General features: G+C 43.4%; 24 protein-coding genes. 6 read left to right on the top strand and 18 right to left on the bottom strand.

Going from position 1 to position 24,197, the window contains the following annotated elements; translation table 11 throughout:
* Positions 1–5: 5 nt before the first annotated feature.
* Entirely contained in the window at positions 6–1,079 is a 1,074-nt protein-coding gene (locus tag M3P07_RS05430) for a DUF2911 domain-containing protein (RefSeq protein WP_249968878.1), read from the bottom strand.
* A gap of 24 nt (positions 1,080–1,103) precedes the next feature.
* Positions 1,104–2,207 carry a hypothetical protein gene (locus M3P07_RS05425; protein ID WP_249968877.1) on the bottom strand — a complete coding sequence of 368 codons (1,104 nt, stop codon included), beginning with the start codon at positions 2,205–2,207 and terminating at the stop codon, positions 1,104–1,106.
* A 129-nt stretch (positions 2,208–2,336) separates the two neighbouring features.
* On the opposite strand from M3P07_RS05425, the gene M3P07_RS05420 reads away from it, so the two are divergent.
* The gene (locus M3P07_RS05420) at positions 2,337–3,593 is read left to right on the top strand and encodes a hypothetical protein (RefSeq protein ID WP_249968876.1); all 1,257 of its coding nucleotides are present in this window, start codon (positions 2,337–2,339) and stop codon (positions 3,591–3,593) included.
* A 7-nt stretch (positions 3,594–3,600) separates the two neighbouring features.
* Here the strand turns inward: M3P07_RS05420 and M3P07_RS05415 are convergent, their stop codons facing one another.
* From M3P07_RS05415 to M3P07_RS05380, 9 genes are all read right to left on the bottom strand, one after another.
* Entirely contained in the window at positions 3,601–3,825 is a 225-nt protein-coding gene (locus M3P07_RS05415) for a (4Fe-4S)-binding protein (protein ID WP_249968875.1), read from the bottom strand.
* A 119-nt stretch (positions 3,826–3,944) separates the two neighbouring features.
* Entirely contained in the window at positions 3,945–6,389 is a 2,445-nt protein-coding gene (locus tag M3P07_RS05410; RefSeq protein ID WP_249968874.1) for a TonB-dependent receptor domain-containing protein, read from the bottom strand.
* Positions 6,390–6,602: 213 nt separating this feature from the next.
* Positions 6,603–7,469, bottom strand: coding sequence for an MORN repeat-containing protein (locus M3P07_RS05405; protein ID WP_249968873.1), 867 nt, complete (start codon positions 7,467–7,469; stop codon positions 6,603–6,605).
* Positions 7,470–7,503: 34 nt separating this feature from the next.
* On the bottom strand, positions 7,504–8,325 hold the full coding sequence (locus M3P07_RS05400) for a DUF2490 domain-containing protein (protein WP_249968872.1): 822 nt from the start codon (positions 8,323–8,325) through the stop codon (positions 7,504–7,506).
* A gap of 2 nt (positions 8,326–8,327) precedes the next feature.
* Entirely contained in the window at positions 8,328–10,232 is a 1,905-nt protein-coding gene (locus M3P07_RS05395; RefSeq protein ID WP_249968871.1) for a hypothetical protein, read from the bottom strand.
* A gap of 128 nt (positions 10,233–10,360) precedes the next feature.
* Positions 10,361–11,464, bottom strand: coding sequence for an MBL fold metallo-hydrolase (locus M3P07_RS05390; protein WP_249968870.1), 1,104 nt, complete (start codon positions 11,462–11,464; stop codon positions 10,361–10,363).
* Positions 11,465–11,504: 40 nt separating this feature from the next.
* Entirely contained in the window at positions 11,505–11,630 is a 126-nt protein-coding gene (locus M3P07_RS17745; protein ID WP_284042089.1) for a hypothetical protein, read from the bottom strand.
* 255 nt (positions 11,631–11,885) lie between these two features.
* The gene (locus M3P07_RS05385; protein ID WP_249968869.1) at positions 11,886–12,416 is read right to left on the bottom strand and encodes an NADPH-dependent FMN reductase; all 531 of its coding nucleotides are present in this window, start codon (positions 12,414–12,416) and stop codon (positions 11,886–11,888) included.
* A gap of 2 nt (positions 12,417–12,418) precedes the next feature.
* On the bottom strand, positions 12,419–12,838 hold the full coding sequence (locus M3P07_RS05380; protein ID WP_249968868.1) for a MarR family winged helix-turn-helix transcriptional regulator: 420 nt from the start codon (positions 12,836–12,838) through the stop codon (positions 12,419–12,421).
* Between the two features lie 193 nt (positions 12,839–13,031).
* On the opposite strand from M3P07_RS05380, the gene M3P07_RS05375 reads away from it, so the two are divergent.
* Positions 13,032–13,541: a hypothetical protein gene (locus M3P07_RS05375; protein WP_249968867.1), complete on the top strand. Its 510-nt coding sequence runs from the start codon at positions 13,032–13,034 to the stop codon at positions 13,539–13,541.
* Positions 13,542–13,570: 29 nt separating this feature from the next.
* Here M3P07_RS05375 and M3P07_RS17820 read toward each other — a convergent pair whose 3' ends face one another.
* The gene (locus M3P07_RS17820) at positions 13,571–14,233 is read right to left on the bottom strand and encodes an ion channel (RefSeq protein WP_249968866.1); all 663 of its coding nucleotides are present in this window, start codon (positions 14,231–14,233) and stop codon (positions 13,571–13,573) included.
* Positions 14,234–14,240: 7 nt separating this feature from the next.
* Complete coding sequence (locus tag M3P07_RS05365; protein WP_249968865.1) at positions 14,241–15,431, bottom strand: PQQ-dependent sugar dehydrogenase; 1,191 nt, start codon at positions 15,429–15,431, stop codon at positions 14,241–14,243.
* A gap of 282 nt (positions 15,432–15,713) precedes the next feature.
* Here M3P07_RS05365 and M3P07_RS05360 point away from each other — a divergent pair, with 282 nt between their 5' ends.
* Complete coding sequence (locus tag M3P07_RS05360) at positions 15,714–16,226, top strand: hypothetical protein (protein WP_249968864.1); 513 nt, start codon at positions 15,714–15,716, stop codon at positions 16,224–16,226.
* 77 nt (positions 16,227–16,303) lie between these two features.
* Complete coding sequence (locus M3P07_RS05355; RefSeq protein ID WP_249968863.1) at positions 16,304–17,038, top strand: LytR/AlgR family response regulator transcription factor; 735 nt, start codon at positions 16,304–16,306, stop codon at positions 17,036–17,038.
* 12 nt (positions 17,039–17,050) lie between these two features.
* On the opposite strand, the gene M3P07_RS05350 is transcribed toward M3P07_RS05355, so the two are convergent.
* Together M3P07_RS05350 and M3P07_RS05345 are read right to left on the bottom strand one after the other, a co-directional pair.
* The gene (locus M3P07_RS05350; RefSeq protein ID WP_249968862.1) at positions 17,051–17,857 is read right to left on the bottom strand and encodes a hypothetical protein; all 807 of its coding nucleotides are present in this window, start codon (positions 17,855–17,857) and stop codon (positions 17,051–17,053) included.
* Positions 17,858–17,919: 62 nt separating this feature from the next.
* Complete coding sequence (locus M3P07_RS05345; RefSeq protein ID WP_249968861.1) at positions 17,920–18,480, bottom strand: DUF4251 domain-containing protein; 561 nt, start codon at positions 18,478–18,480, stop codon at positions 17,920–17,922.
* A 110-nt stretch (positions 18,481–18,590) separates the two neighbouring features.
* Here M3P07_RS05345 and M3P07_RS05340 point away from each other — a divergent pair, with 110 nt between their 5' ends.
* A complete protein-coding gene (locus M3P07_RS05340) occupies positions 18,591–20,816 on the top strand; it encodes a carbohydrate binding family 9 domain-containing protein (RefSeq protein WP_249968860.1) in 2,226 nt (741 codons plus the stop codon).
* On the opposite strand, the gene M3P07_RS05335 is transcribed toward M3P07_RS05340, so the two are convergent.
* Positions 20,808–22,025, bottom strand: coding sequence for an MFS transporter (locus M3P07_RS05335; RefSeq protein WP_249968859.1), 1,218 nt, complete (start codon positions 22,023–22,025; stop codon positions 20,808–20,810). The two genes, M3P07_RS05340 and M3P07_RS05335, sit on opposite strands and share 9 nt — an antisense overlap.
* Positions 22,026–22,105: 80 nt before the next feature.
* Here M3P07_RS05335 and M3P07_RS05330 point away from each other — a divergent pair, with 80 nt between their 5' ends.
* Positions 22,106–22,681, top strand: a complete 576-nt coding sequence (locus M3P07_RS05330) for a Crp/Fnr family transcriptional regulator (RefSeq protein ID WP_249968858.1) — start codon at positions 22,106–22,108, stop codon at positions 22,679–22,681.
* Position 22,682: 1 nt separating this feature from the next.
* On the opposite strand, the gene M3P07_RS05325 is transcribed toward M3P07_RS05330, so the two are convergent.
* Both M3P07_RS05325 and M3P07_RS05320 read right to left on the bottom strand, forming a co-directional pair.
* Complete coding sequence (locus M3P07_RS05325) at positions 22,683–23,600, bottom strand: EamA family transporter (RefSeq protein ID WP_249968857.1); 918 nt, start codon at positions 23,598–23,600, stop codon at positions 22,683–22,685.
* A 105-nt stretch (positions 23,601–23,705) separates the two neighbouring features.
* Positions 23,706–24,050, bottom strand: coding sequence for a hypothetical protein (locus M3P07_RS05320; RefSeq protein WP_249968856.1), 345 nt, complete (start codon positions 24,048–24,050; stop codon positions 23,706–23,708).
* Positions 24,051–24,197 lie beyond the last annotated feature (147 nt).

The raw sequence follows: 24,197 nt of genomic DNA, 5'->3' as shown, positions 1-24,197 counted from the left end.
ACAGCTTAACTCCCTTCCAAAATCAATTTGTTGGACAAGTACATGTAACGTGTGTAGTCTTTGGAGCGTTCTCCGGCATGCTCATAGGCCTTCCCGAAATGATAAGTCGCCTTTTTTTGGTCGCCCGCCTTGATGTAGTATTCCCCCATAGCCAAGTTGGCAATCCAATTTTCTGGATTTTCTTGGAGCATTTGCGACAGAAGTTTATAGGTTTTACCTGCATTGTTCTCCAACAACATAAAACTAAGCGGAAAGTAATAAAAATAAGGGAAGCCCTTCCCCTGCTCCAACGCTTGTTCCTTAAACTTTTGGCTTTCTTGTTGCTTCCCCTGTTTGGCCAATAACTGGGACTTCAACATTAGGTTACGGAATTCCGGTCCCAATTCGAACGATTTTTCCACGTAGTCCAAGGCTTCACCAATTTTATCCTGCCCGGAGGATGCGGTTAGCTGTGCAATTTTGACATAATCATCCACGGTCTTTTCTTCCTTCGCCTTTAAATCGGCAAGCACATTGGCATTCACATCAACAGCAATTACCACTCCGCATTTCAGGGTGGACCATCGCAATTCCAATTCCGCGGTTTCCGGTTGCAGGGACACAAAGTCGTATCTCAGGTTTTCTTGATAGGGGCTTGTGGTTGGGCTTGCCACCAATCTCAAGGCATCCTCATCTTTTTTATAGCTAAAACTCCCCCAATTTTCCGAGTTGTTGGAAAAGATAAAGGTCCATTCCTTTTCCTGGACAAAAATGTGGAGCCCGTACTTCCCTTTGGCGAGTGGTTTTCCTTGGATGCTCACATCATGGGTGAATTCAATGGTGGTATTTTGATTAGATCCGGCCCGCCAGGGGTATTCCACCCCATCCACCACAAAATTAAAGGGTACTATTCCTCCAAAGATTTTTCTGTTTTTGGCTGAGGGACTATGGTAATCCACGGTTACATCCGTAGTACCAATGCGCTGGGTTATGCTGGACTTGGGGCTAACTTTTGTGGCCACCAGCATGTCCTGCGCCTGCCCCGCAACCACAAGGGCAAGGGTGAAAATAATGGTAAGTATATATGATTTCGTTTTCATGGATTGTTCGTTTTTTGATGTGTTTTATTTTATGCGCACCCCCGTTGGATCCGCAAACCTTCCAGTAACCAGCCATCCCCCAAAATCTTCAGAAACGGCCAGCAGTAGGGTGTTCTTTCCTTTTTTGAGATTGAGGTATATCCCATCAAAAAGTCCAATGGTTCCCAGATATCTATAATCCCTACTTCGGAAGCGATTGTTCCCCTTATAGATGGGTTTGTTGTTCAAAAAAGCCACTACCCTGTCGCTGTAGCCAAAATCGAAAAGTTTAACTTGGTCTTTGTCCGAGGTAATGGTCAACTTGGCAATAACCGTATTCCCCGGAATATCTCCATCAATCTTAACGACCCTGGCTATGTTGGCAGCAACACCCTCCTCAACATAGATTTTGTTATTCCATTTAAGGCGGGATAGTAAGGCATCAATATGATCCAGATTGTCCAACTCCTTTTCTTCAAATTTGTTGGAAACGGTCCATTCCTCAATTACGTTTTCAATGGGTTTACGCGTTCCTGGATTAAAATTTTCGATTACTGGGGTTTGGTGGTCTATTTTGATGTTGGCAATATGAAAGCCCCGTACAAGTCCCCCCGAAAAACTAACTCCCCCGGCTTTTGGCTCGTGGAACAATTGCCAAGAAAGCTGTGGGGTTTCCGCGTTGTCCAAGAAAACCTGTGCCCGGCGGCCATTGACAACAACCTTGACATGGGTCCATTTATTGAATGTGTATTTATGGGGAAAGGAATATTTGGGGCCAAAGTAAAACTGCCAATTGGCAAGTCCATTGGTCACCGGTGTGGCTTGGTTGGCATCTGGGTTTCCAGATTGATGCGGACGAATATAAAATTGCTCTGCGTTATCGCCGTCAATTCTAAAGTACACTCCTGGGAAACCCCGATCTTCGGTCAAATAGATATCGTATTCTATTGTACCGTTCAAAAAGGACACATCTTTTACTCCAATGGTTCCGCCTTTAAAGTACACGGTCTCCTGTCCCTTGAAATTTTCAAAGAGGTATGAAGAAGTGTTCATCTTTAAGTTGACGGTATCCATGGGAACGGTATCTTGACCGAAAACCAGGGTCAAACTAAATAAACATATTGTTGAAAGGATAAATTTTTTGATCATGACTGTTCAGTTTTTTTGATTCCACGAAGCTCCCATAAGAAGGCTGGAATCCAAAAACAAGTTGGTTCAAGTTGATTCAATCCCGTTCAGGCTGCATTTTTTTTGTGATCTTTACCCAAAAACCAAAGGATGTACCCTGATCATAAATTGGTGCGGAAATGTTTGCTTCAAATTGAGGAGAATTTGGGGTGGGGCGCTTCGGAAAATTGGCACAACGATGTTTTTGTGGAATTGAGTGAGCGCATCCAAGAAAAAACCAAAGTGCTCCTTAGTCCGGTAACGTTAAAAAGGCTGTGGGGCCGGATAGATTATCAAAGTGCACCCAGTAAAACAACCTTGAATACTTTGGCCCAGTTTGCAGGATTCCAAAACTGGCGCGATTTTAAGGGACGCACCTCCATTAAAAAGCAAAATCCCCTAGCCCGAATTGTAAGTGCCAATCTTGGGGTGATCATGTTGAGCGCCTCGGTAATGACAGTGATTTTTATCTCGTTCTTTTCGCTTAAAGGAACCCGTGAGGCTTCCGAGGTAATTGACCCCTCCACTATTGTATTTACCAGCAAGCCCATTGCCAAGGGGCTCCCCAACTCTGTGGTTTTTGATTTGGACCTGGGTTCCATCCAATCCGACAGCATCCATATTCAGCAGTATTGGGATCCCACCAAGACCATTGATTTGAATCCGGGGCAAAAGCAAGCCACCGGACAATATTACCGGCCGGGTTACTTTAGGGCCAAACTTTTGGTAGATGGAAAAGTGATCAAGCAGCACGATCTGTTTATCAAATCCGAAGGTTGGATGGGCACGGTGGACTACACTCCCATCCCCAAATACCTTTCCAATGCGGATGTGTTTGAAAACAAGCTCCAGATGCCTTCCGAAATTCTGGAGGAAATTGCACAAAACAAAGATCCCCTTATGTCCACTTTTCATTTGGTGGAGGATTTTCCAGAAATATCTGGAGACGATTTTCTATTGGAATCCACTGTTCAAAACACCTATCGGGAAAAATGGGCGGTGTGCCAAAACATGGGCATTATCATTTTAGGGACCAAGGGAGCTCTTGTAATCCCTTTTGCTATCCAGGGATGTGTGTCCGAAATTGGAATTATGCTGAATGACGTCTATCTCAGTGGAAAAGAGCACGATCTATCCAATCTGGGTGTAGATCTTTCCGTCCCCCGGAATCTAATAATTAGGGTTGAAAACAAACGACTTACCGTATCCTCGGAGGAACGTGAGTTGTTTTCGGGTTCGTACAACGAATCCGTAGGAAGAATTGTGGGGCTCCGCTACCGTTTTTTGGGTGCGGGCCAAGTACTCCATTGTAAACTATCCGATCTACAGGAAAACGTGGTTGCCGTTAACGATGGGGCTTCAGAATAAGAAAATCCTAGGGTGTATTCATCGCATAGCTTAACGCTCCTGAAGGGCATTGGTCCACTTGGGATTTTAACTCCTCCGTACTGGCATTTTCTATCTTGATCCAAGGTTTTTCCCGTGGATTGTATACCTGCGGTAAGGTTTTTACGCAAATTCCAGCATGTGTACATTTGCGCGGTTTCCAAATTACCGTGATTTCCCCATTTGAATATTCCTTTCGTATTTCTCCGGCCATGATATTAAAATTTGAATTGCATTGCATAAGACCATTCCCCTTAAAGGAAATGCCTTTGTTATCCATTTTTAAATTACGGAAAATTTCCCATTGTTTGGGGAGCACCCATTTGCGGCACCCTAGTTCACCCGCTGTTTTTCCTCTTCAGCACCAGTACCTCTTTGCCTTGCGGATTTAAGTTTACTGTTTCCGAAACTATTGCTGTAGGATATCAAAAATGTCCGGTTAAAAAGGTCAAAGGTATTGTGGGTAGTAAGGTTTTCCTCTGGAATATTCCTTGTTATTGTCCACTTCATGGTATCCAGGGCATCGTTTAATTTGAGGGATAAGGTCCCCCATTTGTCGCCCAATTTTTGTTGAACCCCAAGATTTAGACTAACAATTTCAGCCAAAACCCCTGTGCCCAACAAACTGGAAATTGTTGGACTGTTATAACTAAGATTGATTTCTGCCGATAAATTTTCGTTTAAGGTAAACGACTGGGTGCTGTTTAGGTTGAAGGTATTTTGTTCGAAAGTAAGTGGTTCGTCCGAAAAGGTGTTTTCTATCTGGGTGTTCAAATAGGTAAGGTTGTTCTGCATTTTCCACCAATGCGTAAAATTAATGGGAAGTCCCAAGGTCAATGAAAAAATTTTGGTCCGATCCAAATTTTCGGCTCCAAAGACCAAACGTTCATTTTCTTCATCGAACCTGGATTGGAACTTGGAGATGGTTCCATTTTCTATGGAATATTGCGCAGAAAGTATACAGGATCTATAGTTGAAATCAAATTTCACCGCATTGGAAATTGCGGGTTGCACTGCTGGGTTTCCCGCAAAAAATGTAGTGGGGTCTAAGAAAATGACAAATGGAGCCATATCGTTAAAGGTTGGCCTTGTTATCCGCCGTGAATACGAAAAATTATAGCTCAGGGTGTCATTGATCTTATGGGAAATAAAAGCTGTTGGGAATAATTCCCCAAAACTTCTGTCGACCACAACCCCTTGCTTGTCCGAGACCAGTTTGGAATCGGTGTGTTCATAACGCAGGCCCAATTGCAGGCTAGTCTTGTCGCTGATTGAATAGTTAAGGCTACCATAGGTAGCCAAAATCCGCTCCTTGAGGTTGCTCAAGTTAGTCAGGTCATCATCCTCCATAAAATTCCCGTCTTCAAATGTTCCAACGTCCACATCATTGTCAAAATCACTGAAAGCAGCTTTTACCCCGGTTTCCAGCTTTACCTTATCGCTTATTTGATTGCTGTAATCCACCTTTCCCACAGTAATATTGATAGGGGTGGTTTTGTCACTGCTGGTCAATTCTTCCCTTAGCAGATTGTTGTTTCCGTCGAAGAAACTGTTGGAATAGTTTGTGGGATTTTCGATATTGTATTTAAGATAATCCAGGTCAAAACCGAAAAAGCCACCTTCCTTAAAATCGTGGCGCAAGTTGACATTGGCTCCAAAATTTTCCAATTGGTTTCTTTCCGTGGTCAACAGCTCAACAAAGGCATCGCGGGTTCCGTTTACCGTTTCCACACTTTCATTTCTGGCGTCCATGGTCCATTTATTGTCGTTGCCCCACAGCAACAATCCAAGAATGGTTTTATCCGAGGCTTGAAAATCCAACCCTGTCCGGATTCCATGATTGCGCTGTACTGGGTCCCTGTCCGAAATCGTGGCAATATTTACCGGAATGTTGTTCATATCCACAAAATTCCTGTCGAGGTCAAAAATTTGCTTTTGTCCATTTCTTAAAAAGGAATAATCCCCAAAAATATTGATGTTGTTCTTTCGATAATTGAAATTGATGTTGTCTGAGGTGGTACTCCCTTTACCCACTCCCAAAGACAAGGAATAGGAACCATTTAGGCCCAAATCGGTACGTTGCTTGAGCACAATATTGATAAACCCTGCATTTCCTTCAGCATCAAAATTCGCTGGAGGTGTGGTAATCAATTCGATGGTTTCGATATTATCCGAACTCATTCCTTGTAGCATCTGCACCAAACTTGAGGTGGGCATATAGGTTTGCTTCCCATTAATCATGACCACAACGCCACCTTTCCCTACTAATGAAATACCATTGTTTTGCCGGTCTATGATTACTCCCGGAGAGCGTTCCAACACCTCCAAGGCCGATGACCCCGTGGAAATGATGCTGCTGGCAACATTGATCACCATCCGATCTATTTTTTGGACATATAGGTTTTTCCTACCGCTAACAACCACTTCGTCAAGAGCGAGTCCTTCGGACAAGGTAAGCAAGGGCAGGTTTTTTGAACCCCCATCGAATTTGAATATTTCCGTTGTTTGGGAACCGAATCCAATCATACTTGCGGTCAACACATAGTTGCCGGATGGGATATTTTCCAAGAGGAACTTACCATCCTCCATGGTAATAGTTCCCTTTGTTAGGGAAGAATCGCTGGCCTTAAGCAGTAAAACGTTGGCGAAAGCCAAAGGGTTCCCCGAATCGTCCTGTACGCTGCCATTAATGGTATTCTGCCCATGGACCATTTGGGCAAGAAGGCAAAAGAGCATCAATGGGGCCATACCCATTAAGCCTTTAAAAGGATTTCTCATTGTTTATGAGGTTGGTTGTTCAATGTTTCTAATCAACCTTGGGGACCTTCACTACAAGTCTTAGCCTGCATTCTAAACTGTCCATTGGTGGCAGTAGAGGGATTTACTGCGATGTAATCCAATGGAAATCAGATTATTTCAGAAGTGTAGCGGTTGATTTACCGAAGACGAATTTAGAACAAATATGGTGTTTGAACAAAAAGAAAGGTAAAATTAGGGCTTGTTGGTGACTACCAATTCGTCATTTTCCCATACCCCGCTGGCGACGATATCACCTTTTTTACCATAAAAGGCTCCTTCGCCCATACGCTCGTCGTCTTTCCAAAGACCTACGAACTTTTCACCGTTTGGCCAGTGATAGGTACCTTCACCAGAACGCTTGTCGTTGACGTAGTTGCCGGAGTAGTATTGTCCATCGGCCCAATAAAAGGAGCCTTCACCATGACGTTCGTTATTTTTCCACTCCCCTATATAGCGACTTCCCGTACTTAATATGGCCACACCATAGCCATTGGCCTTCCCATCCTTTACTTGGCCCACATAATGCATCTGACTTCCCTTGGCATTGGTAAAGGTAAGGTACTCCCCAAAGGACTTTTGCTTTAACTGACGCTGCATTCTAGCTATCTGCACCTTGGACTTTTCCAACACAAAGTTGAGGGAGTCGTATTGTTGGACTTCTTTTGGTGCAGTTTCGATAACGGTGGTTAGGGAATCCAATCGTTGCTGAAGTTCAGCTATGGCCGAATCTTGCTGTGGCTTCCTATCCAGCTCCAATAACTTTTGGGTAAGGGAAATTCGCAATTGCAATTCAGCTTCTTCTGCGGCTTGGTGTTCTTCGTATTTTTCTTGATAGGCCTTTAAGGCTTCCGAATAGTCATCCCCATCAATGATCATGGCATCAATCGCGGTAAGATCCTCCTCCTCAACAACATCGATACTGGCGATATCTTGCTGCATCTCCTTTTCGGATTCCAACTGTTGCTGAAGGTTTTTCGCCTTGATAAAATAGAATCCGGCAAACCCAATGGTCAGGGCCAAAAGGAAATAAACAAATTTGTTGAATTGCTGTTTTTTCATGATGGATTTGAATGGCTACCCTTCATATACGTAGTTAATCATCAAAATGGATTTCGGGAAGTTTGTTTTTTACCTTTCTGATATCCGGAGAGAAGTAAACATGGAAGCGCATGGTCCAACTTTGTTTGTATATGCCCCCATTTTCCAAGGTTTGACCTTGGGAGTACATCAACCCTCCTGCTATGGTCAATCGGGGGGTTAAAATATAGCCCAAAGTTGTGGTCAAACGTAAATCTTCCATCGGACTTGACACCACGGCCTTCCCACTTTGCATAATAAGTTCCGCCTCCGGGGACACATAAAGTGTTTTGGGTTCCAACTTGTGATTGTTCAATGGCACCTTGGCCCTGAACATATAACGCCAACGGTTACGGAAAATATATTCGCTATCGTCGGCAAAACCCTTGGTCCACCGATGCTCAATCCGAAGCCTGTGATAGATCATGGAGTTGTATAGCGGCATTGCAAATTGGTATTGGTGCCAAATCCGAAACTCAGGAACCACAGGGCGGTCGTCCGAATCCTCATCGGTATTAAAGTTTACCCGAAGCACACCTCCTAAACTAAAGTTGACTTTCTTGGAATAGATGTACCCAATGGCATGCCGGTTATATATCTGGGCAACCTGACCTATAAAGGGGGTGTCTTCCGTTTCCTCAAATCGAAAATGCGTCTGGGCATCCCAGAACAAACGTTTGGAGATTCGGAAATTGCCATAGGTATTGAACCAGACTTTGGTCTTTGGGTCTTTGTACTTGGATTCTGAAGGTAAAACCTCTTCTTCCTGCGCATTTCCAGATACGGCGAACAACAAAAACGCCACAACCCATACGGAATGTCTACAAAAATTTTTCATAGCTAGTTTTCCAGAGGTTGTAGGTTAAACAATTCAAGGACGGTTTCAGGATTCTTTTCCTTGCGGAGTTTGCGTTCCAATTTAGCGGTGTCCTCCTCCCGCAATTCGAGCATGCGCGTATGGATATCGGTTATAAGTTGGTCCAGGGCCTTGGCCTTGTCACATTCCAATGCTGAATTGGCCTGTTCCAGTAAATAAGGAACCAATACGTTACGATATGCTGCAGTAAGGCGTTTTTTGACCTCCTCTTCCATTAAATTGGCCATAAACGGGTTCCAAACGGCATCTTTATAGGCTTCCTGAATTTCCAGTTCCTTTTGTGGCAAGCCGCTGATGTTTCGTGCCAATTTTTCAAAGGTTGCCAAACAGGGAACCAATAGTTTTGCCTCCTCCAACTTTCCATCAGACTGGGTAGCGTTGGAATAGACATTCAACTTGCCCTCGGCAATTGATTTGATATTTAAAAGAGCTTCACCCATTGCTCCAGATGTATCAGTAGAGTCAATGAATTGGTTAAGACGATTGATTTGTGCAATCATCTGTTCCTCAAAGGCCACAAATTCCTGTTGTTGCTGCTCATTTTTAACCTTTTCATAGAGCACGGATGCGATTTGATCCAAGCTCACTTTGGCATAGGCCGAAATTTGGGCCAGGGATACCATGGCCTCCTCTTTAAAATTGAAGGTACTGGCTTGAGGGCCTTCAAAGCCTCTTTCCCCCTGCTCTGGTGTAATTAGAGTTGAGGGCTTTCCGTTCGGAAATAAACGCTGTACCAGCTGATTTCGCTCCACATAATCCAAAACCTGCTGTTCCTCAAAACGCCTCACTTTTTGCAAGGGTTTCAAATAGGCAGTGTTGATTTTCTGAACAACGGAGTACAGAAATTGCGCTTCGGCATCCGAACGTCTCAGTAAATTGAGTTGGGTGTTTTCCAAAAGTCCATGGGCCACTTTGGCTGCATGGACATAATCTTTTTTAATGGACTTAACATGGTTTCTTTCCACCGAATCCAAGGGGAAGTAAGGAACCTTAACCTTGAACAGCGGCATAAATTGGGATTGGCCTAATTGAGAAAGAATATCGTCCAGATTTTTGTAGTGCGCATCATTTTCGGCCAGCAACTTGCTGATACCCTTCTTCAATGCTTCTGATTTTTCAGGACCTACCTGAAGTTTTATAATCTTGGAAAATCGTTTGTCCAAATTGATGGTCCTTGCAGCTCGAAAGGGGCTTTGAAATACGTCAAAAGTATCCTCGCCCATACTCACCCTTCTAAGAACCCCATCAGTAAACGACCATGTTTCGTTGGATTCTTCTGCAAACAGGGTCCAGTCGTCGTGGGCCAAACCGGTTCTCAAAAACCGTCCCACCAGGGTGCTTTGTTTGCCTTCAATCCTAAAACTTTGCTGGGGTACCCCATTGGCGTAGGTTATTTGGCTGCTGAACAGCGTTTCAGCTACCTCGGAATCCTCAATACGCTGTTCGGAAATTATCCAGAGCCCATCTGGCTTGCCCTTGACAATATTCCCTTGTGCCTGGTGCTGGGCCCCATCCACATTAACCCGATATTGGTAGCCTACCACCTCGGTTTTCTGGTCGGATTGAAATTCCCCAAATTGGAAATTCCAAGGGCCGTTGGGAAATCCATCTTCAAAGGCGCCTGAAAAGGAAAATGTCTTGTCTTTTTGATCTATCAGGGCGTTCAAGCTCGAGCGTTTCATACTGAAATCGCCTTGGAGCAATGTATCCCCGTCTATGATCTGATAGGTGTAGTCCACCTCGCCAACATAGCTGCCCAATTGAAAAGGACCGGTATATCTCAGTTTTTCTTGACCAAGCATGGTCATGGAAAAACAAAGCCCCAAGAACAGCGAGAATAGCGACTGTGGTCGAAAGGTTGGTTTCACGCGAATAGGTGTTTTTATGTTTAGTGTTCCCGCGATTTAATTCCCATAAAGCGCGATGCCCTATATACGTGAAGCAAGGTCGCTTTGGATTGCGACCCTAATATTTTAGTTTTTAATCCGAATTTATCCTACCACCAACGCTTACTGCTGCCGATTGCAAGGGAATCCAGCTCAATCATAGCGCCGATTTCCGGAGCGATCAACGGAATTCCCAACTCGTTTGCTTTTTTGGTTACCCGTTCAATGGGGTCGGTCCAAGAATGCAAGGCCAATTTAAAAGCGCCCCAATGGATGGGCATAATCATTTTTGCATTTAAGTCCACTCCCGCAAGTGCGGTCTCTTCCGGGAACATGTGGATATCTGGCCACAACTTGTTGTACTGACCACATTCCAGCATAGCAAAATCGAAGGGACCATGAGTTTCGCCAATTTGCTTGAAATGATCGGAATAACCACTGTCCCCACTAAAGAAAATACGCTCCTTCTCCGATTTTATCACCCAAGAGCTCCACAAGGTACTTTGACCATTGTTCAATTTTCTTCCCGAAAAATGTTGGGCTGGCGTACACACGAATTGCAATCCATCCAAAGTAACATCCTGCCACCAATCCAGCTCTTCTATTTTATCCTTGGGCACATCCCAAGCCTCCAAATGTACTCCCACTCCCAACGGAACATAAAATCGTCCCACTTTGTCCTTCAACTTTTTAATGGAGCCATAGTCCAAATGATCGTAGTGATCGTGTGAAATCAGCACGGCATCTATTTTAGGAAGTTTTTCAATGGTGATTGGGAGTTCCTTATTAAATCGATTTCCTCCTAGTAACGGATGCGGGGCGGGAACATCTCCCAACATGGGGTCGATCAAGATATTTTTTCCTTCCATTTGCAACAAAAAAGCGGAATGCCCGTACCACATCAATCTTGTACCATTGGTATGTGATGCAATGGAAATGGAATCCACCGTATGCAGTGGGGTAGCTTCCGAAGGTCTCCCGTCTTCCACTTTGGTAAAAAAGAACTTTCGGGCAATTGTCAAAGTTTCTGAAAAACTAGGGTCTTTGGGCACATCCTTGGTGTTTTTAAACTTGCCCTCCCCAAACTGATTGGACGATGCATACATCGTTTGGCGTTCCTTGGATACATTACCTCCAAAAGATGGATAAAAATTTACAAAGGCCATATAGGCCACAATCAACAAGGCAATAATAATTGCAATTGATAATAACATCCTTTTTAAGATTTTTATTAGTTTTTTCAAATCGATTTTGTTAGTTGTTCTGGACAAGGGCATTGATGTCCTTGTTTTCCAATTGCTTTAATTCTTGCCCGTGATACAGAATCTTTATCATTGCATGCCCGATTCGGGTGGCACCTATAATTATTACTTTTTTCATGACCTTTGGTTTGCTAATTGGTTAATTAGGATTCCAAGATAATGTTAGATGCCGACAACATTAATCCAATACGATTACAGATATGTGTATTCATATTCCATTTTGTATTTATGTTGCTTAGTATTTCAATAAAAAATGGAAGATTTCAGGTTGTCGGTCTCAAAATAAGATGAAAAAATTATCTTTTACTTGTATAAGCATGGCCATGGGTGTAAAATCGTAGGTGATAGAACAGGTTAAGATCTTAGGCCAATGTCAAATGGCATTTTGCAATTGATTGATTTTTTGGTCCAACTCGGATTTTAGGGCATCATCCGTGATTCCAGTTTCCGAAAAGTTATTGTGGAAGGATGGCAAGGAAAAATCCGCCACTATCTGTGCTCCTAAATGCGGAAATGAAGTTTTGGCGGCTTGAAGCACCGTAGCTCCTCCCCGACCTCCTGGTGAAGTGGCCATGAGCAGCATGGGTTTGTTTTTCCAAACCTTTTGGTCTATTCGGGATAACCAATCGAAGGCATTTTTAAAGGCCACACTGTACGAACCGTTGTGTTCTGCCAAAGAAACTACCAATCCATCGGCTTCTTCCAATTGGGTGTTTAATTTATTGGCATCTTGGGGAATGCCCTTTTCTTTTTCCAAGTCTGGTCCATATAGGGGCAAACTATATTCATTAAGGTCAATGATTGTCACTTCAGAATCTTGGATTTGGTTGGCGGCGTAGGTCGCCAAGGTTTTATTTATGGATGTTTTACTGTTGCTGCCACCTAGGGCTATAATCTTCTTCATGTTTATTGTCCTTTTAGTTTTAGAATTAATTGTTTTAATGTTTTGGCTTCTTCAGGAGTAAGGTTGTTGAGCATGGGTTTATGAAAATCCCCTACCCTTTTGTTCAGCTTTTTTAGAAGTTCGCTTCCTTCTTCAGTAATTGAAATGTCCATTTTTCTACGGTCCTCACTGCACAGGGTACGTTCCACCAGTCCCTTGCTTTCCAATTTGTCTACTATCCTGGTTACATTACTGGAGCGTTGCACCATGTTTTCCAAGATGTAGTTGACGGACACCGGACTGCTCTTGGCTCCTTCCAAAATGCGAAGTACATTGAACTGTGGCTCATAAATATCATATTCCCTTAGCTCTCGCGATACAGCGTCGGTAATCCAATGCCCAGTTTTTATGATTTCGAAGATGGCTTGATAATAACTATTCATTACCACTACATTATTTGTAGGTACAAATATATGAAAATAATCTACCTATTGACCACACCCTGTAAGATTTAGCATTTTATTAGTAATTGACCCTCAAACCTTCATCCGTCAACCCAAATGAGGCATTCATCAAATAGGAGATCATTCAGCGCGGTGTTTCACTTAGTTTGCCAAAGAACCAAACCATATAATCATGAAAAAAACAATCACTCTTATTGTTTTGCTGTTGGCGATATGTTCCTGCAAGGACTCAGAAATGGAACAGAAACTTTTGGTCACCCAACAAAAATTGGTCGAAACTGAGCAAAAACTACTGGAGACCACCAATGTAAATCTTGCCAACGCGGACCTCGTAAAAATCTATGAGGAAGTTGAGAAAACAATTGTTCACTCCACAAGCGATAAGTATACCATCCGTATAGACCGAACCCATCAGGGGCGACTCAGGTATTTGAGTTGGATGCACCCCAAAACCCCATTTGAAAAGCCAGATGTTGTGGTTTATGACGGTGAAATTGAAGAAACCAGTACATGGGGTGTGTCACTATACAAGTTTAGTAGTAACGGCTTTTCCTATATTGTGGAAACCGTCCCTATTAAAAGGAACTCCAATGCCAAACACATATTTCTGGAAATCTTGGAATCCAATACCCAAAAATTCTATGGTAAAATGAAAAATCTAAGTCGCTCTGAAAATTTGTAGTTGGTTGGACATTTTCGGACCCTTTCCAATCAACCTTTGTGGGAGTGTTTAATGTATTTTTCAACCACGACAGCTGTTACGATAACCAGATAAAACTGCCCCAACAATCCAACTAGAATGGCCGCTTTCTGCGCGATAGGAATGGCCGGGATTATTTCCCCATATCCGATAGTCAACAACGTAATGTAGGAATAGTACAAAATAGCCTCACTCTTGATTTCAAATTGTTGGCTTTCCATTAGCGTACCCTGAAAGGCTCCCGGATGGGTCAGTTCTATCGCCATAAACAAGAAAAAAGCCAGGAACCCAAGCGAAATATAACCGCTCATCAACCCAACAATAACTTTTCTGCTTACATGTTTGGCTCGCCATACTTGCTGTATAACGTTCCAGGTGACGGCAATATAAAAAATGAAATAGATGATCAACCTCAGGATCAAATCACCGGATGATTCCTGCCGATAAATCATGGAACTTCCAAAAATGAAAGCAGAGACCCCAAACAATATCACAAAGAACCAAGTAAGTTTCCTGCGCTTGGAAATCATTAGGATACCTGCCAAAATTCCCATTAAATACAACAGGGGCAACAAGGTAAGCTCATAGAAATCTCCAGGGAAAAACAGGGACCCAAAAAGGATGGCCAATTGTGTGGCCAGAAAAATTTCGAACCTTACTTTATATAGTTTCACTAGCATTTTAGACTCCTACATAAGATACCCTATAAATGGCATCTGCAAAGTCATCCGAAATCAACATGGAACCATCATCGAGCATCAATAGGTCTACGGGTCTTCCAAATTGGTCTTGTGTTTCGGTGTTAAGCCATCCATCGATAAAAGGTTTGTACTCCACTGCCTCATTGCCCTTTAAGGTTACCATGGTGATTCGGTACCCCACTTTGGAGGAACGGTTCCATGAGCCATGTTCGGCCATAAAAATATGCCCCTTATATTGGGAGGGGAACATGTTTCCTGTATAAAATTTTACCCCCAGCGCCGCCACATGCGCTCCAAGAGGTTGTACCGGCGCTACAAAATTGGAACAGGGGTTTCCGTCCCCAAATTCTGGATCAGCTACGCTACCACCATGACAATGTGGATATCCAAAATGCTGCGCTATTTCAGATGCCCGGTTCAACTCGCAGGGAGGTACATCATCGCCCATCATGTCCCTTCCATTATCTGTAAACCACAATTCCTCGGTTTCGGGATGCCAGGTAAATCCAACTGTATTCCTCACTCCTCTTGCGTATATCTCCCTATTGCTCCCATCTGGGTCCATTCTAGTGATGGTGTTGAACCTTTCATCTTCCTTGGTCCTATCGCAGATATTGCAGGGTGCGCCAACCGGAACATAAAGTTTGTCGTCGGGTCCGAAGGCGATGTACTTCCAACCGTGGTGGAATTCCGTAGGGTAATCATCATAAATGACCTCGGGCTCTGGAGGGCTAGTGAGATTTGATTCTATATTTGAATATTTCAATAGCCGGCTTACTTCGGCAACATATAGATCTCCCTTTCTAAAGGCCACGCCATTTGGAGATTCCAAGGTCGAGTCCAACTCCGTTATTTTTTCCGCCCAATGGTCGCCATCCAAATCTTGAAGTATATATACCTTGCCCTCATTGCGGGTACCGACAAAAAGGGTTCCATCGTCACCCATGGTCATGGAACGTGCGCCATCCACTCCTTCTGCGTAAACTTCAATTTTAAATCCCTTAGGTAGATTAAGGCTGTCTAGGGGTAAGGTAGTCTTATGAACCCTTTCTTTGGGCTCTAGGGCAACTACTTCCTCGGAATTTTTATTTTCGTCCTTTTGTGCTTTTTTTCCATTGCATGAAATCAGAATAAAAGCGAAGCTAAAAACCAGAAGTTTGGAAGGTGTCATCTTTTTGTACTGAAAGGGTTAAAATATATCGTGTTGTAAATATTTCGTAAACGAGGCATTGAAGTTGAATACGTTCGAAAATACATAAAATAAGGGAACCAAAATGGTGGCTATTTGGTTTTACACGTAATAAGGCGAAGCTGTTACAAAATCCTTACACTAACCTTTTGTTCCTCGTCAGTTTCATGACTGTCACCTACCAGTTCACGACAAACAGGCTCCAATCTGGGGCAACAGATCAAAAATTCCATGTTTTTTGTGTATTCATCAAAAACAAAAACAATGAACAGAAAAGCATTCCTAAAAAGAAAATTGATATTGGGCGGAGCCTTAACGCTGGGGCCGAGCGCATTGTTAATCGCCTCCAATCAAAACGAAAAAGAGCTATTTACCGAAGAACTCATAACAGAGTTTGTATTTGCTGCGCATAGAAGCCTTGATGAGACCCGAAAAATATTGGAAAAGCATCCCTTATTGCTTAATTGTGCCAACCAATTCATAAAAGGGGATTTTGAAACCGCTGTGGGCGGGGCCAGCCATATGGGGAGAAGGGATATTGTGGATTATTTGGTTTCCAAGGGTGCGCGATTGGATATTTTCAATTACGCATTTCTTGGCTATGATGATTTTATTAGGCAAATGATTTCAGATCATCCGCATTTGCTCAAAGCCCCAGGTCCCCACGGTTTTACGCTCTTACACCATGCACAAGTTGGAGAACGCTCGGAGTTGGCCGATTGGCTGCAGACCAAAGGACTGACCGAAAAAATGTTCAAGGGAATTTTTACCAAATAGACAGCTGCCGATCAGTTGCAAAAGTCGCGAAGCAGTTTCTTTATCTTTGCTTGCATACCATTCTAAATAACTTGATTATGAGGGTCAACTGGAGCGATAAAAAGTTCTACAGGTTTTCCATTGGCATTTTGGTTATCCTATTTGTGCTGACGTTGCTCCAAAACTTCATTCGGTACCGAAACCACGACAGTTACAGTATTTGGGTTTCCGTAGTATATCTTCTGGTCTCGATTCTTTTGTTTATTCCTGTGGTTATTTTTTCGGTGAAATTGCAGCAATATCTCAAAAGGAATTTCAAAAAATGGTATTGGGTCCTAATAGGGTTTACCAGTGTTGTTACCTTAGGATTGTTCTACCTTTTATCCAATATAATTTTGCACAGCATAGGATATTTTGATGGGTTTGTGGACGAGGAATACGCCCGTTATTACTTTGGCCGGGAAGCGCTTTACCATTTGCTGCTGCTTGTGGCCGCATCCTTTTATGTGCACCTTTCCACAGCATCCACCGAGACCATTTCGGTATTCAAAGGGCGAAAAAAAATTACGCTTACCTTGTCACTTGTGCACTGGATAGAGGCCGAGGGTCATTATCTGAATTTCTATACGGATACGGACACTTTCGTGAAAAGGGAGCGGCTTAGCGCCATTGCAAAACGGCTAAATCCCAATTTTGTGAGAATTCATAGAAAGTTCGTTGTTAATCGTAGTGAAATCAAATCAACGGAAAAGGATAAACGGGACGAGTTCTTGGTTCTAAAATCCGGTAAAAGGTTAAAAATTGGGCAATCGTTTAAGCCAATAGATTGGTAATATCCCTAGCCTTCAACGACAGACCGCGCCATTGCGTTGAATGGCGTACTGGGTATTGCCAATGCGCCAACGGCCTTCATTGAGGTGGGCCATATTAATAGGATAGGAAGTGGCTTGTCCATTGGCAAACCTAACCGCTAAAACAGGTACACCTTGTTGTTCCTCTACATTCCAAGTGCCATAGTCCCCACCCCTGTTTGCACCATGAACGTTGCCTCCTGCCCCACCTTGCACGGTATACGAACCTTCCGAGTTCATATTAAAGGTGCCGTTTGGACAAAAATTCACATAGGTCAGAGAACTTGCTTTGTTATTATTCACATAGGATGTTCGTTGATAGTATACCAACTGGCTCCCTGCAATCATATTAAAGAGCTTGGCATACTTTCCTGTTGCCTTTGGGCTATTTTCCGGCGTGGATACCTGGGAGGGTTGCGACTGTATGGTGAAATAGGGCGTTAAATCCAATTGGTCCAACTGATGGGTTTGGGCGGTCTGGTAATACATCACGGTATTTCCCTCGGACTCTACTGAGATTCCACCTTCTACAGCTTTTGAAACGTAATTAAATATGCGATCCCCTCCAAAAAGCTCCCCTCGTATAACCCCATCGACCAATTTTCCCTTGTAGGCGAACATAGCCCCACCGGCATTCAACACGCCTTGATATTCCCCATCTACATACTTGGTTTGGGCGGAAAAGGTTTGATCCATGCTTATAAAGGTTCCTATAAACCTTTGGTCTTGCGCATACGACCCCAAGGTGCAAAGGGACAACATTAGAAAACAAAGTAGCTTTACGTTGGTTTTTAGCGGCATTTTACTTAAAGTTTTTATTTGAATATCATCATTATGTATATTAAAATCAGATAATTGACAAACTATTCCTCGTTCAGTGCCAAAACTTCACCACTGTAGTTAATCGACTGCCTATGTGAGCTATTTACACTGATAGTACTGTACTTGCCCGGCAACATTCGTGCAAAGACCGTGTAGGTCTCTGAGTCATTGGCAATATTGAAATTCACCACATAACCGTCGCTCTTTTCATCTTCTTTCAGTTCAAAATCCAAAGCTGTGCCCTCAAACTGAATGGCATTGTTGGTATTGCCATAACCCGTTGTCATGTTTCGCTCCCCATAATATGGCAAATATGCGGAAACGCTGTCCCCAACCATTCTTAGAAAAGCAGGATTCCCGGTTAAATCTATCCGGCCCGCATTGTTTTGGGGTGCCAAAAGTCCAGAGTTCGCAATTGCGACCATACTGCTGCTCAATAACGGCCTAGCCCATTGTGCACGGATTTCCAAATTCCCCTCCTCCACGATACTGTGCAGTGCTTGAATGTCCGCCTCGGTCACCAGTGTGGAATTTTTGGAGGTTCCACAAGCAAATGCCAGAATGGCGAGCAAACCCATTGCTGCTTTTTTAACTGTTCCCATAATTCAACTTTTTATTTTTCAATAAGATACGAATACAATTACTTAGTTAAAAGAGCTTCAAAAATTATTCCAAGATTAGCATTATATTTACCTATAACCAACCTTAATTTATGAGCCCTAATCGCTTAAAAGTCCTAGCGCTTTTGGTCCTCTTGGCCATCGCCCCCGCGCTTTCCCAAACCACCCAGTCCTTAGATTCATTAACCAGCCGACCCGAATTTAGGGCCTTTGCACTTACGGAAGACCCCGTAGTTGATGGGGAAATTATTAATGACCCGGTTTGGCAACTTGTACCCACCATTCAAAATCTGGTTCAAATAAGACCCAATTACGGACAAGCAGTTTCTGAAAAAACCGTCATAAGGGTAGCCTATAGCAGAAGTACTTTTTATGTGGCCGTAATTTGTCACCATTCCGAACCTGAAAAAATTGTTGTTTCGGATTCCAGAAGGGATGCCGACCTGAACGACGAGGATAGCTTTCTGTTTATCATTGACACCTATCACGATCGGCAAAACGGCTTTTTGTTCGGCACCAACGCGCAGGGGATGGAATACGATGCACAGATTGATAACGAAGGAAAGGGAAATTTCAACGCCAACCGACAGCAAGGCGGGGTTATCGGAGGCACCAATATCAATTGGGATGCATCATGGACGGTAAAGACGCAAATTGGCGATTATGGTTGGAGCGCTGAGTTTGCCATTCCATTGCGTTCGCTTCGCTTTGCCTCTGGCTCCAATAAAACTTGGGGCATGAACTTTAGAAGAAATATTAGCAAGAATACCGAAACGGCTTATTGGACAAGCCTGCCTCTGGGTTTTGACATGAAACGACTTTCTTTGGCCGGGAAACTCACAGGTCTCGACCTAAAGAATCCAGGGAACCTAAAACTCATACCCTACGCCCTGGCCCAGGTTGCCAACAACAAAGCCGTGGACCCTTCTGAAACGGACACTAACTTTGAAGTTGGTGCCGACATCAAATACAGCATTACACCCAGCTTGACCTTGGATCTAACGTATAATACGGATTTCGCCCAGGTTGAGGTGGACGACCAGCAAGTGAACCTAGACCGTTTTAATCTCTTCTTTCCGGAGAAAAGAGCATTTTTTTTGGAAAACGCCGGCCAGTTCAGCGTAGGAAGTCCCGGGGAAGTTGATTTGTTCTTTAGCCGACGCATTGGAATTGGGGCTGCCGGGGATTTGGTCCCTATAATCGGTGGCGCCCGATTATCAGGAAAAGTTGGGCAGACAAATGTGGGCTTTTTAAGCATGTTCACGGATGATGTGGAGGCGGCAGGAATCGAAAAAAATAACTACACTGTCGGGAGGGTGAATCACGACTTTCAAGGCACCCGGTCTTCCCTTGGTGGGATTTTTATCAACCGAGCCGGGTTAGGGTCTATGGACGACGACTACAACAGGGTCTTTGCCATGGATGGTAAATGGGGCATTGGCAACAAGGCCGAAGTCACCGGTTTTGTTGCAAAAAGTGCAACACCCGGAATCGAAGAAAACGACCACGCCTATAAATTGTTGGCCAATTACAATTGGAACGGTTGGGATTTAAGGGCTGGATATACTGAGGTTGGGGAAGGGTTCAATCCGGAAGTGGGATTTTTGCAACGAACCGCGTTCCGTAAACCCGAATTTTTGATTTGGAAGGCGCAACGACTAAAGAACATGGGGAATCTTTTGGAAATTCGCCCGCATATTTCCTATAGGGGCTATTGGAATTTTGATGACGAACTGATTACCGGGTTTCTGCATGTGGACAACCACTGGGAATTTAAAAGTGGATTTGAAGTACATACCGGAATCAATTTTACGACCGAACGGGTGTTGGAAGAGTTCACCTTGTCAGATGTCACAGTACCCGTTGGCAATTATAAAAACAAGGAGCTTCAACTGGTGCTTATCACCAATCCAAACAATGCATTTTCGCTAAGTTCCAGAACGTTTATTGGAGGATACTTTAACGGCGACCGCATTACCAATAGCGGAACGGCTAACTACAGAATTGGAGATCGTTTTATCAGCTCCCTGACCTTCAGCCACAGTGATATTCAATTGGACACCGGGGATTTTACGGCTTTGGTGGGTGGCCTGCGCCTCTCCTACTCCTTTACCCCAAGAATGTTTGTCCAGAGTTTGATACAAAGGAACAATGTCTCGGAAATAACTTCGGTCAATGCAAGATTCGGGTGGTTGCAAAACGCAAATACAGGCCTCTTCGTAGTGTTTAATATTGTAAAGGACGACAACGACATGGATCTTTTGAACAACCAGGTCATCACTTTAAAATATACCCACCGTTTTGATATTTTAAATTAGGGGCAACTGACTATTTAATTTAGTAGTTTTCCGCTTTGCCCTGAAAAGAAGATATAGAATCCCCAAAAAGGACAATCCTGCAGATACATATAGGGTAATCGGGATTCGGTTGGGCATTTCTTGGTAATACCATCCGGAGAGCAAGGCCCCCAAACCAATGCCAGCTTCCAAGGCGATGAACATGGTTGCAATGGCCTTCCCTTTTTGTCCTGGCTTACTCAAATCAATGGTCCAGGCATTAATGCCAGGGGATACAATCCCCATCCCTAGCCCGTAGACCCCAGCTCCAGCAAGGAACCCTGTCGGAACATTCCATGCCCCTATCATTATCAATCCAGCACACAATAGCAGAAGGCCAATAAGGATTACCTTGGTTCTACCATACAGGTCGGATAGTTTCCCAGCCACAACCCTCACCAATAAGGAGGTTAAGGTAAAGACAACGAAGAAAATTCCCTTGTTGGCAAATCCTACAATCCCGGTCCAATCCGGAATCAGCGTTAAAATGACCCCAAAGGCCACATAGGCCAGAAAAGTAATAATGGCTGCGGGGAAAGCTTCCTTGGCCAAAATATCCGCTTTGGAAATTCGAAGAAGCTGAGGGCGAAAGGTTTGTTTTGCCATCAGGGTCTCTTTAAGGTTCATCAGTAGTCCAGTGGCCAATAGGGCCATCAAGGAAGAACTGTAAAACAAGACCTCAAAGGAAAAATGCAGTTTGATCATGCTGCCTAATGCGGGACCCAATGCCAATCCGGTACTAAAAGCAATTCCTTGAATACCCATAGCCTCCCCTAAACGATTCGCCGGCACCACATCCGAGACAAAAGTAGAGGCTGCCGTTGGCGTAAATCCAGTGGAAAATCCGTGAAACAAACGAAGCAAAAGAAAGCCATAGACCGATGTGAGCACAGGGTACAAACCTCCGCAAACCACACAAACCAATGCTCCTATCAACATAACCGGTTTTCGGCCAATTGTATCCGTTAGTTTTCCACTAAAAGGACGTGACAGCCCAGCGGTCAGGGTAAATAAAGCGATAATCAAGCCAATATATTCCGCTCCCCCCAAGCCGCTAAGATAGGATGGCAGCTCCGGTATCAACATGTTGTAGCTTGCAGAAAAAAACAGGGAGCCAAGACAAACCAAGATAAACTTAGAATTGTAGAGTGTTTGGTTTTTTGTGCCCAAAGTGCGCTTTGCTATTGACATCCTTTTGCTAATTCGTAATTTTAAATGCAAAGAAATGTGTTGCAAGTTTCATCCAAAAGGACATTTGTCCCCATTACAAAATGATTAGAACCAATCCCGAACTGTCAACTTATATACACAAACTGTGGTCCCAGGGAGGCCTGGAGATTGAAGAAGAGGATTTTGCCCCCAAAGCAGTGATCATTAAACAAGACAGAAGGTATGGAAAAATACATCTGATCAAGGAAGGGATTGCCAAGTGTTATATTTCCGATGAAAATGGAAGGGAATTTATCCAGGAATTTTTGGGAGCCGGTATGGAGTTTGGGGAACTGGAAGTGTTTGATAACCTCACCACCATATGTTCGGTGGAATCGCTCACGAAATTGCAAACGTATTCCCTATCGCACCAAACCTATCGGAAGCTACTCAACACGGACTCCAAGTTCAATGCCTTGATCATGAAGGCACTTGCCAATAAAATTAGGTTTAAGGCTCCTAGGCATTCGTACCAGCATTCCTATCCCATTGAAGACAATCTACTGCGATTGAAACAACTGTTCCCAGAATTCATTGAGGTCATCCCCAAGAAAGATATTGCCAATTACATTGGAATAACCCCGAGAAGTCTAAACAGGGCCCTAAAAGAGCTAAAGGAAAAATCCCCCCTGTTTTAGGCTATTTCTTAAATCGCTCAAAAATGGTCAAGGTTTTTTTGGTGTTGATAAAATATACCCCGGTGAGTAAGACCACGGCAGCAATTACAGATTGAATGGTAATCTGTTCGCCCAGAAAATACCAACCAAGAAAAAGGGCCACAATGGGATTGACATAGGTAGAGGTTGCCACTTTTTCCGGGGAAACTGACTTCAATAAATAATTGAAGGAGGTAAAGGCCACAATACTACCAAAAATGATAAGCAAGACTACCGACAATTGTACTTCTTCGCTCCAAACCAAGGGGGAAGACCAATCCTCGTTAAAACCAAGGCTCATCAAAGCAAGAATAATCCCGCCCGTGAACATTTGATACCCCGTGTTCACAAAATAGTTGGAGGGTAGGTCCGCCTTTCCCACAAACAAGCTCCCATAACCCCAACTCAACATACAAAGGAAGATCATGACGATACCAAGCACTGAGTTCTCTTTGGTAATCACCTGTTTCTGGCTTATCAATAAATATATCCCGATTATTCCGAGCACTACTCCGACCATGGACATTGGTTTGATTTTCTTTCCTTGTAACATCCACATCATGAGCAGGATCACCAGCGGTTGGGCGGATATTTCCAAAGCCGCAAAACCTGAATCCACAAACTTTAATGCCCATACCACCACTCCGTTTCCGAAGCTTAAAAAAAGGAACCCGGCAATGGTCGTGTTGAGTAATTGCTTTTTACTGATGGAAATGGAAATCCCCATAAGTTTGGCAAGGGCAAAAATCAGCAGACCAGCTGCGGTAAAGCGGTATGATGCCAACATAAATGGTGGAATCTCCATAACCGCTAGCTTGTTGAGCATATACGTAGATCCCCAAATTACATAGATGGAGAAAAATGCAAGTACAATAAGGGTGGTATTGGAAGATTTCCCCATAAGGCCTAGGTTGGTGATTGCCCTACAATATTACAGCTATTTACAGGGGTAAAAAACTAATTTGGGGATAAGTTGGAACGTCTCAAAAAATAGTAAGGTAGACCGCTATTGACGGAATTCTTGGGAATACTGATCAGTAGCCAGAAGATAGGCCGCAATTTCCTGTTCCAACTTTTTAAAATACTCCAGATGTCGTTTAATATCGGCCTTTAAATTTTTGGCCTCCACCTTTTTTTGCTTCAACAATTGCATAATCTTATTTTGTTGGTTCGCGTATGCTTTAAAACTTTGACGAAGCTCGTATAGTTTTTCAAAACAGGATAAGTTATTGGGCTCGCAGGTATAGGAATTGATTTTTTTGGAAAGGCGTTGGACCATTTTGTTGTTTCTTTCAAAGCGAACCAACAATTCTTGAAGGGAATCCTTGCTATTTTTGGTCAAGCTATCCATGCCATTTTGTTTACCATTTTAGACCTATCCAAATGCTACCATTAAGTTAGTAATTATCTTACATTTTTCCGCTCATAAACTTATTATTTGCTATAATTTAACATTGGGGAGCGATTGGAACCTTTTAGTGTACGAGTACTCCAAACC

It is taken from the genome of Flagellimonas myxillae (genome assembly GCF_023502235.1).
Lineage (GTDB): Bacteria > Bacteroidota > Bacteroidia > Flavobacteriales > Flavobacteriaceae > Flagellimonas > Flagellimonas myxillae.
Note: the sequence above shows the minus strand (reverse complement) of the source record. Positions and strands in the feature narration are given on the sequence as shown.

Bases quoted from the DNA above. Each gene is read 5' to 3' on its own strand.
- M3P07_RS05430 (WP_249968878.1), bottom strand. From the start codon at position 1,079: ATGAAAACGAAATCATATATACTTACCATTATTTTCACCCTTGCCCTT.
- M3P07_RS05425 (WP_249968877.1), bottom strand. From the start codon at position 2,207: ATGATCAAAAAATTTATCCTTTCAACAATATGTTTATTTAGTTTGACC.
- M3P07_RS05420 (WP_249968876.1), top strand. From the start codon at position 2,337: ATGTACCCTGATCATAAATTGGTGCGGAAATGTTTGCTTCAAATTGAG.
- M3P07_RS05415 (WP_249968875.1), bottom strand. From the start codon at position 3,825: ATGGCCGGAGAAATACGAAAGGAATATTCAAATGGGGAAATCACGGTA.
- M3P07_RS05410 (WP_249968874.1), bottom strand. From the start codon at position 6,389: ATGAGAAATCCTTTTAAAGGCTTAATGGGTATGGCCCCATTGATGCTC.
- M3P07_RS05405 (WP_249968873.1), bottom strand. From the start codon at position 7,469: ATGAAAAAACAGCAATTCAACAAATTTGTTTATTTCCTTTTGGCCCTG.
- M3P07_RS05400 (WP_249968872.1), bottom strand. From the start codon at position 8,325: ATGAAAAATTTTTGTAGACATTCCGTATGGGTTGTGGCGTTTTTGTTG.
- M3P07_RS05390 (WP_249968870.1), bottom strand. From the start codon at position 11,464: ATGTTATTATCAATTGCAATTATTATTGCCTTGTTGATTGTGGCCTAT.
- M3P07_RS17745 (WP_284042089.1), bottom strand. From the start codon at position 11,630: ATGAAAAAAGTAATAATTATAGGTGCCACCCGAATCGGGCATGCAATG.
- M3P07_RS05385 (WP_249968869.1), bottom strand. From the start codon at position 12,416: ATGAAGAAGATTATAGCCCTAGGTGGCAGCAACAGTAAAACATCCATA.
- M3P07_RS05380 (WP_249968868.1), bottom strand. From the start codon at position 12,838: ATGAATAGTTATTATCAAGCCATCTTCGAAATCATAAAAACTGGGCAT.
- M3P07_RS05375 (WP_249968867.1), top strand. From the start codon at position 13,032: ATGAAAAAAACAATCACTCTTATTGTTTTGCTGTTGGCGATATGTTCC.
- M3P07_RS05365 (WP_249968865.1), bottom strand. From the start codon at position 15,431: ATGACACCTTCCAAACTTCTGGTTTTTAGCTTCGCTTTTATTCTGATT.
- M3P07_RS05360 (WP_249968864.1), top strand. From the start codon at position 15,714: ATGAACAGAAAAGCATTCCTAAAAAGAAAATTGATATTGGGCGGAGCC.
- M3P07_RS05355 (WP_249968863.1), top strand. From the start codon at position 16,304: ATGAGGGTCAACTGGAGCGATAAAAAGTTCTACAGGTTTTCCATTGGC.
- M3P07_RS05350 (WP_249968862.1), bottom strand. From the start codon at position 17,857: ATGCCGCTAAAAACCAACGTAAAGCTACTTTGTTTTCTAATGTTGTCC.
- M3P07_RS05345 (WP_249968861.1), bottom strand. From the start codon at position 18,480: ATGGGAACAGTTAAAAAAGCAGCAATGGGTTTGCTCGCCATTCTGGCA.
- M3P07_RS05340 (WP_249968860.1), top strand. From the start codon at position 18,591: ATGAGCCCTAATCGCTTAAAAGTCCTAGCGCTTTTGGTCCTCTTGGCC.
- M3P07_RS05335 (WP_249968859.1), bottom strand. From the start codon at position 22,025: ATGTCAATAGCAAAGCGCACTTTGGGCACAAAAAACCAAACACTCTAC.
- M3P07_RS05330 (WP_249968858.1), top strand. From the start codon at position 22,106: ATGATTAGAACCAATCCCGAACTGTCAACTTATATACACAAACTGTGG.
- M3P07_RS05325 (WP_249968857.1), bottom strand. From the start codon at position 23,600: ATGGGGAAATCTTCCAATACCACCCTTATTGTACTTGCATTTTTCTCC.
- M3P07_RS05320 (WP_249968856.1), bottom strand. From the start codon at position 24,050: ATGGATAGCTTGACCAAAAATAGCAAGGATTCCCTTCAAGAATTGTTG.